Source organism: Paenibacillus urinalis (assembly GCF_028747985.1).
GTDB classification, from domain to species: Bacteria; Bacillota; Bacilli; order Paenibacillales; family Paenibacillaceae; genus Paenibacillus; species Paenibacillus urinalis.
The window spans coordinates 4296319-4310696 of sequence record NZ_CP118108.1 but is presented as its reverse complement, the minus strand read 5'-3'; the positions used below and the strand labels follow the sequence as shown (position 1 = coordinate 4310696).

Annotated in this window: 16 protein-coding genes; 12 read left to right on the top strand and 4 right to left on the bottom strand. The window is 46.1% G+C overall.

The window, feature by feature from the left end; translation table 11 throughout:
* Positions 1-22 precede the first annotated feature (22 nt).
* From PUW25_RS19870 to PUW25_RS19860, 3 genes are all read left to right on the top strand, one after another.
* Positions 23-769: a tRNA threonylcarbamoyladenosine dehydratase gene (locus tag PUW25_RS19870; RefSeq protein ID WP_047913313.1), complete on the top strand. Its 747-nt coding sequence runs from the start codon at positions 23-25 to the stop codon at positions 767-769.
* Positions 770-951: 182 nt separating this feature from the next.
* On the top strand, positions 952-2253 hold the full coding sequence (locus PUW25_RS19865) for an NCS2 family permease (protein WP_047913312.1): 1302 nt from the start codon (positions 952-954) through the stop codon (positions 2251-2253).
* Between the two features lie 143 nt (positions 2254-2396).
* A complete protein-coding gene (locus tag PUW25_RS19860; protein ID WP_047913311.1) occupies positions 2397-4562 on the top strand; it encodes a HelD family protein in 2166 nt (721 codons plus the stop codon).
* A 56-nt stretch (positions 4563-4618) separates the two neighbouring features.
* Here PUW25_RS19860 and PUW25_RS19855 read toward each other — a convergent pair whose 3' ends face one another.
* The 3 genes from PUW25_RS19855 to PUW25_RS19845 are packed head-to-tail and all read right to left on the bottom strand — an operon-like array spanning position 4619 to position 6022.
* The gene (locus tag PUW25_RS19855; protein ID WP_047913310.1) at positions 4619-5056 is read right to left on the bottom strand and encodes a hypothetical protein; all 438 of its coding nucleotides are present in this window, start codon (positions 5054-5056) and stop codon (positions 4619-4621) included.
* Positions 5057-5088: 32 nt separating this feature from the next.
* Entirely contained in the window at positions 5089-5547 is a 459-nt protein-coding gene (locus tag PUW25_RS19850) for a hypothetical protein (protein WP_047913309.1), read from the bottom strand.
* Positions 5531-6022: a hypothetical protein gene (locus PUW25_RS19845; RefSeq protein WP_047913308.1), complete on the bottom strand. Its 492-nt coding sequence runs from the start codon at positions 6020-6022 to the stop codon at positions 5531-5533. The genes PUW25_RS19850 and PUW25_RS19845 overlap by 17 nt, the downstream gene beginning before the upstream one ends.
* Before the next feature lie 143 nt (positions 6023-6165).
* Here PUW25_RS19845 and PUW25_RS19840 point away from each other — a divergent pair, with 143 nt between their 5' ends.
* From PUW25_RS19840 to crcB (PUW25_RS19825), 4 genes are read left to right on the top strand one after another with little or no spacing between them, the layout of a single operon-like run.
* Complete coding sequence (locus PUW25_RS19840) at positions 6166-6351, top strand: hypothetical protein (protein WP_047913307.1); 186 nt, start codon at positions 6166-6168, stop codon at positions 6349-6351.
* 32 nt (positions 6352-6383) lie between these two features.
* Positions 6384-7703: a replication-associated recombination protein A gene (locus PUW25_RS19835; RefSeq protein WP_047913306.1), complete on the top strand. Its 1320-nt coding sequence runs from the start codon at positions 6384-6386 to the stop codon at positions 7701-7703.
* Positions 7700-8104 (top strand): fluoride efflux transporter CrcB, encoded by a 405-nt coding sequence (crcB, locus tag PUW25_RS19830; protein WP_047913305.1) that lies wholly within the window; start codon positions 7700-7702, stop codon positions 8102-8104. The genes PUW25_RS19835 and crcB (PUW25_RS19830) overlap by 4 nt, the downstream gene beginning before the upstream one ends.
* Positions 8101-8481: a fluoride efflux transporter CrcB gene (gene crcB, locus PUW25_RS19825; protein ID WP_047913304.1), complete on the top strand. Its 381-nt coding sequence runs from the start codon at positions 8101-8103 to the stop codon at positions 8479-8481. The genes crcB (PUW25_RS19830) and crcB (PUW25_RS19825) overlap by 4 nt, the downstream gene beginning before the upstream one ends.
* A gap of 98 nt (positions 8482-8579) precedes the next feature.
* Here the strand turns inward: crcB (PUW25_RS19825) and mnmA are convergent, their stop codons facing one another.
* Positions 8580-9716: a tRNA 2-thiouridine(34) synthase MnmA gene (mnmA, locus tag PUW25_RS19820; protein WP_047913303.1), complete on the bottom strand. Its 1137-nt coding sequence runs from the start codon at positions 9714-9716 to the stop codon at positions 8580-8582.
* Between the two features lie 333 nt (positions 9717-10049).
* Here mnmA and cymR point away from each other — a divergent pair, with 333 nt between their 5' ends.
* From cymR to PUW25_RS19795, 5 genes are all read left to right on the top strand, one after another.
* On the top strand, positions 10050-10469 hold the full coding sequence (cymR, locus tag PUW25_RS19815) for a cysteine metabolism transcriptional regulator CymR (RefSeq protein ID WP_047913302.1): 420 nt from the start codon (positions 10050-10052) through the stop codon (positions 10467-10469).
* Positions 10470-10485: 16 nt separating this feature from the next.
* Positions 10486-11634, top strand: coding sequence for a cysteine desulfurase family protein (locus PUW25_RS19810; protein ID WP_047913301.1), 1149 nt, complete (start codon positions 10486-10488; stop codon positions 11632-11634).
* A 122-nt stretch (positions 11635-11756) separates the two neighbouring features.
* A complete protein-coding gene (locus PUW25_RS19805) occupies positions 11757-12263 on the top strand; it encodes a PRC-barrel domain-containing protein (RefSeq protein ID WP_047913300.1) in 507 nt (168 codons plus the stop codon).
* Positions 12264-12354: 91 nt separating this feature from the next.
* The gene (locus PUW25_RS19800; protein ID WP_047913299.1) at positions 12355-12564 is read left to right on the top strand and encodes a hypothetical protein; all 210 of its coding nucleotides are present in this window, start codon (positions 12355-12357) and stop codon (positions 12562-12564) included.
* Between the two features lie 256 nt (positions 12565-12820).
* Entirely contained in the window at positions 12821-13891 is a 1071-nt protein-coding gene (locus PUW25_RS19795; RefSeq protein WP_047913298.1) for an AI-2E family transporter, read from the top strand.
* Positions 13892-14378 lie beyond the last annotated feature (487 nt).

The following is a 14378-nucleotide window of genomic DNA, read 5'->3' as shown; positions in this document are numbered from 1 at the left end:
GTAAGGGGGACGAATTGTCACCATGCTACATCAATTTTCAAGAACGGAACTTGCGATTGGACCGGAAGGCCTGGAGAAGCTGAAGAACAGCACTGTTGCTGTTCTCGGCATCGGGGGCGTCGGCTCAATGGCCGTGGAAGCTCTGGCTCGTACCGGGGTAGGACGGATTATTATGATTGATAAGGATGTCGTCGACATTACGAATATCAATCGTCAGATCCATGCCCTAACGACGACGATTGGTCAGAAGAAAGCAGATCTGATGGTAGATCGGGTGAAGCTGATTAATCCGGAGATCGATGCTATTGCGCTTAACATGTTCTATACGGAAGAAACTTACGAGGAATTGTTTAAATACGAGCTGGATTATGTACTGGATGCCTCCGATACAATTATTTACAAGATCCACTTAATCAAGGAGTGTATGGAGAGAGGAATTCCGATGATCTCCAGCATGGGAGCCGCCAACAAAATGGATCCTTCCAAGTTTCAGGTTGCCGACATTTCCAAGACCTCCATGGATCCGATGGCTCGTGTCATTCGTAACAAACTGCGCAAGGAGCACGGGATTAAAAAAGGTGTAAAAGTCGTCTTCTCTACAGAGCAGCCGATGAAGCCGCGTCAGGATGTAACGGATAAGATTGTTCCGGAAAATGCACCTGAGATCCGAAAAGCAAAACAGCCACCTGCAAGTAATGCTTTTGTGCCTCCTGTTGCAGGACTTATCATGGTCAGTGAAGCCATCAAGGATTTGCTTGCCGAGAAATAAGAAGCTTAAGCCGATGCTTTCAGGTTTAAAATGAGCACAAACTGAACAAGATAAACTTGTTCCCGCGTGGATACCAGCGTATGGTATTCACGCTTTTTTTCTTTGTATGGAGTATTTGAGTATCTGAGCATTTGTATGAATATCTGATAACTGTAATGAAGTGAGAGAAAGGATTAGCGTATATGAAACAAAAAAGTCTGTTCCGATGGGTTGGAATGAGACAAGGAGATGTGCTCAAGAAAGAGCTTGGAGCAGGAATTATCTCCTACTTCTCTGTTGTTTATATTGTAATGGTCAATGCGTCTATTCTGGCGGATGCAGGTATGCCGCTGCAGGCAGCGATGGTGGGAACCTTGTTAACTTCGATTGCCGGCTGTCTATTCATGGCGTTTATCGGCAAATCACCGATTATCGTAGTTCCGGGAATGGGAATTAACGCATTTTTTGCTTATACACTGGTGCATTCGATGAAATTGACTTGGCAGGAAGCATTAGCGGTGGTCACGATTACGGGCATTCTGTTTGCGGTTGTCGCCTTTACGAACCTGTATAAAGTGATAAGTGAAGCGATCCCTCATAATCTACAGCATGGCATCACGGTGGGGATCGGCTTGTTCCTGACCTTTATCGGTCTTCAAAAAAGCGGGATCGTTGTCGCGCATCAAACGACCTTTGTAACGATCGGCCATTTTGATGATCCTGGTGTGCTGACCGCTTGTCTTACCTTACTGTTAGCTTTTGTGTTGTTCGTGAGAAATGTGCAGGGCGGTCTTCTTATTAGCATGGTCGCAGGTACGATATTGGCCTATGTACTTGGTGCTGCAGAAGCCCCATCTCAAATGATGTCCGCATCCGAGCCCATACGAGAGTATGGACAATTGTTTGGAGAGCTGTCTTTTACAGGGCTGGTGAATCTATCCTTCTGGATTGCGGTCTTCTTGCTGCTGCTTATTGTTGTATTTGAAAATATTGGACTCATTGCCTCGCATACGAACATTACTCAGCGTCCGGAGACATTTAAAGGAAGCCTTCGGGCACTTTCCATTACGAATGTGTTTGCAGGAATTTTCGGTACAAGTCCTGTAGTCGCAGCAGCCGAGACAACGGCAGGAATTGCTGCGGGAGGACGAACCGGGCTTACGCCGCTCACGACAGCGGTATTGTTTGGAGCTACATTTTTGTTCATCCCATTATTAACGCTCATACCGGACAGTGCAATTGCACCCATTCTGATCATTATCGGAGGTCTGATGGTACAAAGCGTTAAGGATATCAAATTCTCGGATTATACCGAAGCCTTTCCTGCATTTCTGATTATGGTGATGATTCCCTTCACCTATAGCATTGTAGATGGAATGGCATTTGGATTCATCGCGTATCCCGTAGCTAAGCTGGCGGCCGGACAAGGAAGGGAAGTGCCTAAGGTTATGTATTTCATAGCCGTACTCTTCCTGCTCAATTTTGTAGTGTATGCCTTGTTGTAAAAGAGGCTTATACCACACCATGACGAAGTCTAGGCCTCTCCGGAAATGAATGGCTTTTCTTTATTTTTTGTGGTATATTAGTACTCCTTTTGCTGTACGGACACGTCCGAGCTGCAAAATAATTCTTAGGAGGTAACTGAACTATGGATGACACGATTCAAAGTGCCTATCAAGAAGAGGAGCAGAGGCTTAAAGATACGATGAAGGAAGTCGATCAGCAGCTTGCGAAGCTTCAGTCGGTTCCGGTATATACCGGGCATGACTTTACGGAGCAGGTACTGGAGGCGGGACGAGAGGAACGCAGACAAAGACTTTCTAAGAGCGTAAAGGAGCCCTATTTCGGACGTCTTGATTTTGAAGAGCTCGGCACTGGCAGTTCAAAACCGTTATACATTGGCAAAGTCGGCGTAGATCGTGAAGAATACACAGATCAGCCGCTGGTCATTGATTGGCGGGCGCCAGTGGCGAGTCTCTTTTATTCTTTTACCGGCGGAGATGGACCCGCAGAATATGAATCGCCGGAAGGCATCATTGAAGGTCTCGTTTATTTGAAGCGGAATATTGTGATTCGCCAGCAGATTCTTGAGCGTGTGGCCGACACCTATAATCGGGATAGTGACCAGCCTGCCGTATCTGATGAGTTCCTCGTCTATCGACTTGGGGAGAATAAGGACAATAAGCTGCGAGATATTGTATCAACAATTCAGGCCGAGCAGGACCGGATTATCCGGGCCGCCCGGAACACAGCGCTCATTATTCAGGGGGTTGCAGGTAGTGGTAAAACAACCGTTGCGCTGCATCGTTTAGCATTTTTGCTGTATCAGTACAAGGAGCAGGTATCGGCAGAGAAGATGATTATTTTTGCCCCCAATAATATGTTCCTGGATTACATTTCAAACGTTCTGCCTGAGCTCGGTGTGGGTGATATTCAGCAGAGCACCTTCTCGGATTGGGCGATGAATTTGCTGGACCTGGAGCTGAGATTGGCTGATCCTGCAGAGACGCTGTCTTATTGGTTCGAGGGTGAAGGAGAGCTGCCGGAGATTACGGAGGAAGTGCCGGGACGGTTTAAGGGATCTATCGCATTTATGGAAATTCTCCGTGACTGCATTAAGAGGATGGAGATCAGCTCGGTACCGGACATGGACTTCTCACCGTGGGACGGCGCTGTGCTTCCGAAAGCAGAGATTGTGAAGTGGTTTGAGGAAGAGTATAAACCTTACCCTCTCGCGAAGCGCAAAGAACGAGTTATGGCCCGGGTACATCGCTGGATCGAAATGGAGCTCAAAAAGGCGCCTTCGGCAGCTGTACAAAAAGAGTGGAAGAAGAAAGCCTCAACACGCGAGAAGGCGTATGGCAACAAATGGCCGAAATACGAGCCGCTTACACTCTACAAGCAGATCTTCAAAGCAGCCAAAGGTGCAAGCCCCATGCCGGAGGAAGCCGTCAGCCAGATTCCAAAGTCTGTGTTAAAGTCGACAGCACTTGATTTGAAGAACAATGTCATTCGCGAAGAGGACCTTCCGGCGCTCGTTTATTTGCATGTACTGGTGCATGAGGTGGATGGTAATCAGCGCTTTGATCATGTGGTCATTGACGAGGCGCAGGATTTCTCTCCATTTCACATCGCACTTCTGGATCTGTTCGTCAAAGGGCACTCCTTTACGATCCTCGGCGATTTGTCCCAGGGCATTCATGCCTATCGAGGCGTGCATCAGTGGGAGGAAATGAGCTCACTTTTTGCACCGGAGTATAATGATTATTTTGCGCTGACCCGAAGCTATCGATCTACGATGGAAGTCATTGAGTTTGCTAATACGATTCTGGAAAAAGGAGTTCAAAGCGGCATCACCGCTGTACCCGTGTTCCGGAGTGGAGACGGTGTTCGGCTCATTGATTACGGACAAGAGGGAAGAGAAGCTTCCTTGAAAAAAGCAATGGAGACGCTCATTGGCAAGGACTACCGGACGGTATCCATCCTGACACGCTCTCTGCGGGAAGCTAAAGCCCTGCATGAGCGGCTTCGGTCAGAAGGACTGGAGGTTAATCTGATCGATGACGGCAAGAAGCAATATGAGGGCGGTTATTCAGTGCTTCCGGTGTATCTGTCCAAGGGACTGGAATTCGATGCTGTCATTGTTGCTGACGCGGACCAAGCTCATTATGGCAGCAGTGCATGGGACGCCAAGCTCTTATATGTCGGCTGTACGCGTGCGCTGCATGAATTGTGGCTCATGAATGGTGAGGACCGGCCTCACTACGTGGAGCAGGATAACGATGAGGTTGTTGTTGATGGCTGGCCGGAGTAAGGCTGGCAGTTAATTAGGTTGAGAACCGTAAGTCGCACCCATGATATGGATGCGGCTTATGTGTTCTCGGCTTTTTTGTTTCGGAGGGTGAAATACCCGAGAATATATCGAGCCCATATTACAGTAAATAAGATGGTGGTAAAGACTTTGATCTGAACAGAGGACCAATCGACAGGTCTTGGTATGCCGTTTATTTTAGGTCTGGGATTCAGCTCATTGAACAGCATATCGACTTGTAGAAGTATAACAAAACCGATACCGAACAAGCCGAAAAGATATTGCTTTCGCATTTTGAGCAGCTTTTCATCCGTCACACTGCCCAGCAGCTCATGCTTCTCTTGCCATATCATATAGATCCCTGCACCTGCAGTAAATAAAGTGAGAAGTACGAAATCAAGACTTAACAGACGGTCAGCCTCGTGAACGAACGTACGGATGAGGAATATACCAATTCCTACAATATAAAGAACCATGCTTATCGTTTTCTTAGACATGCAGCTCTCCTTCTTCTATTTCAATTAGGGATTTACTCTATGTTCGAGATATCCTTCTGCTTGAGCTTCTTCAGAAGCTGTAGTCCTGCGATCGAGCGTATCAGGAACAATGAGAAAAAGATAATACCCAGAAGATATAACTGTGCCGAGTCCCAATCAATGGGCATTACTCTTCCATCAAACACTTCTCGAGTAAGATCATCCTGAAGCCTGGGTATATACAGCAGGAGCCAGACGATGGATACAATTAAAGTATAATAAGTGCCGGATTTAAATTTTTTGATTTTGTCCTCATCTCTCTCGTTCAACAGCTCACGAAACTCCAGAATGGAATAGCATAGGAATGAACTACAGCTGGCTAACGCGATTAAAATAATTGGAAAATCCCATAAGGGACCGTCCGATTGCAAAAATGTTACACTGAACAGTCCAGCAGCAAAGCAGAAGATACTAATAATTAAAGCCAAGTTTTTCTTAGAGATGGTCAGCATCCTCCTTAATAATCTCATTTTGATTCTCCAATGCACGAGAGAAGGAACGAATAACAAGAGTTGAACGAAGAGCAGTAAAGACGGCAGCCGTAATGATATAGAAACGAACCATTATATCAAACCAATCTGGTTTTGAATTCAGCAGATCTCCAACAGGTCCAGTCGTCGGCACAGGAGGATGAAATTGCAAATAAATTAAATGGCTGCCCAGCAATATAATGACGATTGAACATAGAATGATGACCTTGTGACCACGAGACCATTTCACCATTTCCATCTTCGAATAAGTTCTGTTCTTCAAATTGCGCTGCTCCGTGATAAGACCATACAGAAGCACACCGATAGTGACTAACAGACATATGGCATACTCTGCATACAAAATATGACCGTCCAGTTTATAAGTGAAGAAGAATCTTCCGCCGAAAATAACCAGAGTGAGCGTAAGCAGACTGGCCGCGGACGTTCGTTTAAGCATGTGCATACCTCCCTATTTAGAGAGAACGTATTGAACAACCGTATAGTTAGATTTTACCATAATGAATTCCGATAAAGGATTTAGGATTGAATAAATCGAATTTTTGAAAAAGAGAAGTTTAAAGCTTCATGGAGGTGGTAGTTATGAAATGCGGAGCGAGAAGATACGTGATTGTCATTGATACGGAAGAAAGTGAGTTCAAGGAAATCATTGTCAAAGCCAGAACCGCCATCGAAGCGAGAAAAGTCATCCGCAAACAGTACGGACCTAAGATTAAAATTACTAGCGTGTCACTCCTAAATCAGGAACAGGAAGGACATGTGTTATGATAGGGTAAGCACAACTTAAGGGAAGTGAAATGATGGATTTATTCTCATACAGCCAGGATGCGGAGCCGAAGGCACGGCTGCTTGCTGATCGCATGCGTCCGCAGAGCCTGGATGAATATATAGGTCAGGAGCATATTGTCGGACCCGGGAAGCTGCTCAGACGGGCGATTGAGGCAGATCAGGTCTCATCCATCCTGCTGTACGGCCCTCCGGGCTGCGGCAAAACGACACTCGCACATATTATTTCTCACCATACCCAAGGGGAATTTGTCCGGCTGAATGCAGTCGATGCCTCCGTCAAAGACGTGAGGGAGGTCATCGAGCAGGCCCAAAATAATAAGTCCATGTACGGCACAAAGACGATTCTCTTCCTGGATGAGGTACACCGTTTCAACAGCTCTAGACAGGATGCTTTGCTGCCCGCGGTGGAGAAGGGAACCATTATCTTCATCGGCGCAACGACAGAGAATCCCTTTCATTATGTGAATGGAGCTTTGCTCAGCCGTTCAACCTTGTTCCAGCTCGAATCACTGACCAAGGAGCATTCACTCCTCGCCATGCGGCGTGCTCTTCATGATTCAGAGAAAGGACTCGGGTATATGAAACTGGAAGCGGATGAGGATGCCCTTCTTCATATCGCTTCCATGGCAAATGGAGACATTAGAAGGGCGCTGAATGCATTGGAGCTGGCAGCGCTGACGACGCCGCCTGAGTCAGACGGTACCATTCATATTACACTTGCGGTAGCCGAGGAATCGATTCGCCGTCCCATCGTCAAAGCGGATGAGTCAACACAGTACGATGTACTGTCCGCTTTTCACAAAAGCATTCGGGGCTCCAGTGACGCAGCACTTTTCTGGTTCTTGTATGCGGTGGAGAAGCTGGGGATGGATCCAATGACGTTCATACGCAGGCTCATTGCCGCGGCGAGCGAAGATATTGGTCTTGCCAATCCACAGGCGATGGTACAGGCTGTATCTGCCCTTGAGGCTTACCGCAACAACGGCTGGCCGGAGGCCAAGCTGAACATTGCGCAGGCCATCCTGTTCGCGGTCGAGAGTCCAAAGTCCAACCGAGTGTACACTGCTATAGCGAAAGCAATGGCTACGATGGATGAATTAAAATCGGCGGAAGTGCCTCTCCATCTAAGAGACGGACACTACAAAGGCTCTGTTCAGCTTGGACATGTGGGTTACAAATATCCGCACAATTATCCGGGGCATTATGTAGAGCAGCAATACTTGCCGAAGGAGATTCAGGATGAAATCTTCTACGAGGCAACGGAGCAAGGCAATGAATCCAAAATCAAGCTGAATCAGGAGCGGAGAAGAATCCGGAATCAAAGAGGATGAAGGAGCTTATTTACATCGGAATCGGCGGATTTGTGGGAACGGCAGCCCGGTATGGGGTACAAGATTTGATCCAACCGGAAGAAGGTTTATTTCCTCTGGCTATATGGCTGATTAACATGGCAGGCTGCTTCTTTCTGGGCTGGTTTTTCACAGTTACTCCAGGTAAATGGAGTATGGGGCCCGAACTGAGGTTATGTATTGGCACCGGATTTACCGGTGCTTTTACTACGTTCTCTACCTTCACGGTGGATGTTGTCCGATTAGCTGGCATGAGTGAGCTGTTCCTTGGATTATTGTATGTGGTTCTGAGTGTAGCGATCGGAATCATCATGAGTGAGTTAGGATTGCGATTGGGCAAATGGATGTTAGGCAAGGCAACACGGAAGGAGAACACAATATGATCTGGGCTGCTGGAGTAGGGGGCATGGCAGGCGCGATGCTCAGGTATGCGCTTGGAAAAATCATCACTCGTAAGGCAGCCGCTGCAGGATCATCGTTTCCTTGGGGGACCTGGTTGATTAATATCAGCGGATCCTTGCTGCTTGGGATCCTGTATGTGCTCACCGTGGAAGGCATATTGCCATCGTTAGGGTGGGCAGTGCTCGGCATTGGATTTTGCGGAGCATATACGACATTTTCTACCTTCGGGTATGAGACGATGCAGCTTATAAGAGCGGATAAAAGTATACAGGCAGCATTATACGTCATGAGTTCTGTAATCGTGGGAATAGCTGCTGCATTCGCAGGTATGTGGTTAACTTCATTCATCGTTAATTAAAAATTTTAATAATTCCTATAAAAAAAGCAGGAAAAAAGCCATTCTTCATGAAATACATGAGGAATGGCTTTACTCATCTGCTTATCTGGGGATCACGCTTAGGCAGGTGAACCTGCAGCTGCAGCAACCTTCTCAACGATATCAATTGTACCGCCGCCGAGACATACATCACCGTCATAAAATACGACAGCTTGTCCTGGCGTAATTGCTTTTTGCTCTTGATCAAACTTGACATGTACCGTGCCGTCTTCACGCCAGGTCAGAGTCACGCCTTGATCAGGCTGGCGATATCTAAACTTGGCAGTACAGTGATAAGGAGCATTTGGTACGTGATCATTACCCGCGATCCAGTTTACTCCTGTAGCAATAAGTCCGGTAGAGTACATGCTCGGATGCTTGTCACCTTGGACAACATAGAGAATGTTTTTCTCTAAATCCTTATCTGCTACAAACCAAGGCTGTCCATTGCCGGAGCCGCCGATGCCAAGACCTTGACGCTGACCGAGCGTATAATACATGAGCCCATCGTGACGGCCCTTTATTTCTCCGCTCTCGATATCGACCATATCGCCGGATTTGGCAGGCAGATAGCCAGAGAGGAATTCTTTGAAATTGCGTTCACCGATGAAGCATACACCCGTGCTGTCTTTCTTCTTGGCCGTGTAGAGACCGGCTTCTTCCGCAATGCGGCGGACCTCAGGCTTCGGTAGATGACCGATCGGGAACATGGCTCTAGACAGCTGCTCCTGATTCAGTGCATTAAGGAAATAAGTTTGATCCTTGTTATTATCTACACCCCGAAGCAGCTTGTATGTTCCGTCCTCTTGAATCAGACGTGCATAATGTCCTGTAGCAACATAGTCGGCCCCAAGGTCGAGCGCCTTGTTCAGAAATTCGCCGAATTTGATCTCACGGTTACACATGACATCCGGATTAGGAGTCCGTCCGGACTTATATTCATCTAGGAAATATGAAAATACTTTATCAAAGTATTCCTTCTCGAAGTTGACTGTATAGTAAGGAATGTCCAGCTGTTCACAGACGCGGCGGACATCTTCCGCATCATCTTCTGCCGTACAATGACCGAATTCATCGGTGTCGTCCCAGTTTTTCATGAAAATACCGATGACGTCGTAACCCTGCTGTTTGAGCAGCAGTGCTGTGACGGAGGAATCAACGCCTCCCGACATGCCGACGATGACGCGGGTGTTTTGATTATCGTTAGACATCGTCATCACCATCTCTATCTAAAATTGTAATACGCGTTTTATTTTAACACACTATACCCTAACTTACGACGTAAATCGAACAATTACGATATAGAGCAACTGAATCGTCAGAAGCTTCATCTAATTCTTAATATTATCGTCACTGTTTTTTCCCCATAAACGTCCTGTTTATGTTACCATTGTTTAATGGTTATGATCGGAATACTGTGAAATATGGCAATGCTGATCATAAGCCCGAATTTAATTACGATATAAAACTTCTAAATGAGGCGAACGAGCTCATAATTACAAAATAGGACTGGTTCCTTAGAATATTACTAAACAATGAGGTGTACACACTTGAAGATATCTACTAAAGGCCGTTACGGATTAACAATTATGATGGAACTGTCCGGGCGATTTGGCGAGGGCCCGACTTCACTTAAGAGCATTGCAGAGAAGAATCAGCTGTCAGAGCATTATCTGGAGCAGCTCATCGCACCTCTTCGCAATGCAGGTCTTGTTAAGAGTATCCGCGGAGCATATGGCGGATATATTTTGGCACGCGAGCCCATTACGATCACAGCAGGAGATGTTATTCGGGTGCTGGAAGGACCAATTTCTCCGGTTGATTTTACAGAAGAAGATGATCCGGCCAAACGTGACTTGTGGATGCGCATCCGCAACAGTATTGCAGAGGTGCTGGATTCTACAACACTTCAAGATCTGATCTCCTATAAAGAGGATACCGAATCAGACAGCTACATGTTCTATATTTAAGCGGGGTGAAACTCAAATGAATATCTACTTGGATCATGCCGCATCCACTCCTGTGCATCCTGAAGTTGCAGAAGCAATGCTTAAGGTGATGACTGGTCAATTCGGTAACGCATCAAGCGTGCATGCCTTCGGGCGTGCCGCGAAGCGTACCGTTAGCAGTGCCCGGGATAAGATTGCGGCTTTTTTGGGCTCTTTTCCGGATGAGCTTATATTTACGTCAGGGGGGACAGAGAGTGACAACCTGGCTATTTTTGGTGCCTTGTCCGCCCATGAAAATAATGGAAAGCATATCATTACCACTTCCATTGAGCATCACGCAGTGCTTCATTCTTTTGAACAGCTGGAACAAGAGGGCTATGAGGTTACTTATCTTCCGGTTGATTCCTATGGACTTGTCAGCACGGATGATGTGATATCGGCCATAAGACCAGATACGATTCTGATCAGCGTGATGTATGCCAACAACGAAGTTGGGACCATTCAGCCGATCGAAGAGATTGGAAGCATCGCACGGGAGCATGGTGTGTTATTTCATGTCGATGCAGTACAGGCTCTCGGCTCTGTTCCTATAAATCTGCATGCGTTGCCTGTGGATATGATGAGCTTCTCTGCCCACAAAATTAACGGACCTCAAGGTGTCGGTGCGCTGTATTTGCGCCGTGAGGTGAAGCTGAATCCGATCGCGTTCGGGGGACTTCAGGAGCGTAAACGCCGTGCGGGTACAGAGAATATGGCAGGGATTGTTGGTTTTGCCACAGCAGTGGAGCTGGCAGCTTCTCATATGGAAGATAGAACCGCACACGATCTTGAACTGCGAAGCGTGTTTCTTGAAGAGCTCAGCAAGGAAGTCGGCGAAGGAGAATTCGTGTTGAATGGTCATCCTGAACAGGTTCTTCCTCACATCGTTAACGTAAGCTTCCCTTCTGTCAAAACGGAGACGATGCTCATGAATCTTGATGTAGAAGGTATAGCTTGTGCAAGCGGCTCAGCATGTACCTCAGGCTCGCTCTCGCGGTCTCATGTACTTGAGGCGATGCAATTACCTGAAGAAATTATGGATTCTGCGATTCGATTCAGTTTTGGGCTGGGTAATACTAAAAAAGATTTGGTATATACCGCTCAAAAAGTTGGAACCATTATTAAGCGGCTGCGTAGTAGAGCTTAAGGGTTTCTATATATACGGACAAAGGAGGGAATTTGCGTCCTGTTGTCATCGGCCGAATATAGCGGCACCTCGTGCTGCTCATATTCTAATTCAAGGAGATGAAGGGATACCCCCAAGCAGACATGAAACTTCAAGAGATGATAGGTCTAGCCGTTTATGATATAACGGTCGGCAGACAAATCGGCAAGATTGTTGATTTTTTGCTTACAGAGGACTGGAAGATTTGTGGAATCGAGTTAGACGGTAGAGCCCTTTTTTCGGGCAAGGTCAAAACGATTGAATGGGGAGACATCGTCGCTTATGGCGAGGATGCAGTAATGATTCGTAATCAACAGGCGATCCGGCATACGGAAGCTGACGACATACAATATAGCTACGCCAAAGGTCATCATAAATTAAGAGATATGCCGGTGCTTACAAGGGAAGGCTTGATGCTCGGGCATGTGACCGATGTTTATTTTGACCAGGAATTGGGAAATCATATAATAAGTCTCGAAATTAGTGACGGGTTCGTCACTGACTTGATGGAAGGCCGGAAATGGCTGCCTCTTGTAGAAGAGATAACGCTTGGCGAGCATGCCATTATCGTTCCTACTGCAAGTGAGCAGCATCTGTATAGAATGAATTAAGAGAGCGGATATGTAACCAAGTATATGATCTTAAGTTCAAGCTATGACAGTATTAAGTGTTTAATATTCTGCTAACGGATAGGTGAAGTTAATGAAATGTCCAAATTGTAGTTCCAAAGATATAGGAAAGATTGGTTCACACCAATTTTATTGCTGGGGATGCTTTATTGAGCTGACAGTGAACGGAGATAAGATGTCAGTGTATCAAGTAGAAGAGGATGGAACGCTGAGCTCGCTTGATGATCTATTCTTTGGTGATGAGATGGCACAGGATTATCCTGGCATACAAATATCACAATAGCTTATTACCAACAACTTCCTCTATGCACGGTCTAACACGCGCTAGTCATGACTTCTAGAAGAAGGATACATAGCTGTCGGTTCATGTGAAGGGGATAAATTTAGAAAAAATGAAACGCTAAACGTATTTCAGCCAGTGGAAATACTGTTAGCGTTTTTTTGTTGTGCCTTTTAAGTCTCTTGGACGAGTACAGGATTAAATTGTGAGGGTCCTACATATACTTACATGGATAAGCCCGTCCGAGGAGGAGACAGATGTGGAGCACTTAAAAAACAGCAAGCTGTTTCGATACGGATTGCTCATATTACTTGCCCTTATCATTTTATATTTTATTTGGCTGCTTCGGCCAATGCTCCTTGATATATACGATTTTTTCAAAGCTATACTCGCGCCGTTCATTGTTGCCTTAATCGTATCCTATGTGCTAAACCCTGTCGTTAGTATGCTCGGAGGCCGTAAAGTGCCTAGAAGCATAGCGGTGCTGCTCATATACGCTGTTTTTATCACCTGTTTTGTCGTGATTCTGATGAATGTCATTCCGATGTTTGTTGAACAGCTTGAGCAACTGAATGAACACTTGCCTGAGCTCAATATGCATGCCCAAAGTTTAATGAATAATATGAACAATGGTTTCATGCCTCCGGGGATACGATCCGGTATTAATGGTTGGCTGTATCAAATGGAGAATCGTTTGGCCACAGGGATCTCGGCTTTTATGGATAACATCGGCTCGACGATCAATACGATTTTCAATATATTTATCGTTCCATTTCTGATTTTTTACATGCTCAAGGACTTTAATGTCATGGAAAAAGCAGTCGTCTCCTATCTTCCGCGTTCGCAGCGAAAATCCATTGTCATGCTCTTAAAAGATATAGATACGGCGCTCGGTAATTATATAAGAGGTCAGTTTATCGTATGCATCGTTGTCGGTATATTTGCTTACATTGGATATATGATCATTGGCATGCCGTATGCCTTGCTTCTGGCGAGCGTTGTATGTGTGTTTAATATTGTCCCATACCTGGGTCCTTTTCTAGGTGCTGCTCCGGCTGTAGTCATGGCATCTACAATTTCCTTTAAAATGGTGCTGTTTGTCGTCATCGTGAACACCCTGTGTCAAATTCTAGAGAGCAATGTGGTGTCCCCACAAGTGGTTGGCAGAACGCTTCATCTGCATCCGCTGACGATTATATTTGCGCTGCTTGTCGGGGGAGAACTGGCAGGAGTGATCGGTCTAGTCCTAGCTGTGCCTGTATTTGCCGCGCTTAAGGTGATCTTCCAGCATTTCTTTATATACTATATCAAGCGGAAGACAATTGAATAAAAGTGCAGCTCTTCCTTTCCCCAAAGGCCGCGTTGACATGAACTTTCTGGAACGATATAATAAATTATGTATGTTTATATCGTAAATTCAATGATGAAATCAAGTACGTCAGGGTGTTCCCTCAGAGAATGGACTCCTTCAGCTCCTGTTAACGATGAGCTGTTGGGTGTAAGAGTCCTGGAATGAAGCGGCGGAAAGCTAATTTCGGAGAGCGGTTAAAGCCGCCGGTTGACCTACCGTTATCAGGTTCTACAAGGCGATCGTTTGTATTCTCATTCGTATGATGAGCAGCAGCGATAACCAGGGTGGTACCGCGAATAACTCGTCCCTGATCTCATCAGGGGCGTTTTTTTGTTCTCTGCGGATACTTCTCCCGTACCGGGAGTAACCTTTTTTCAATTTATTTTTTAGCCTTCTTCCTTTTCAGTGGGACACGTCCAAAGCGGAGTGGGCAGAATTGTTCATAGAAGCGAAGCGCTCGTATTTG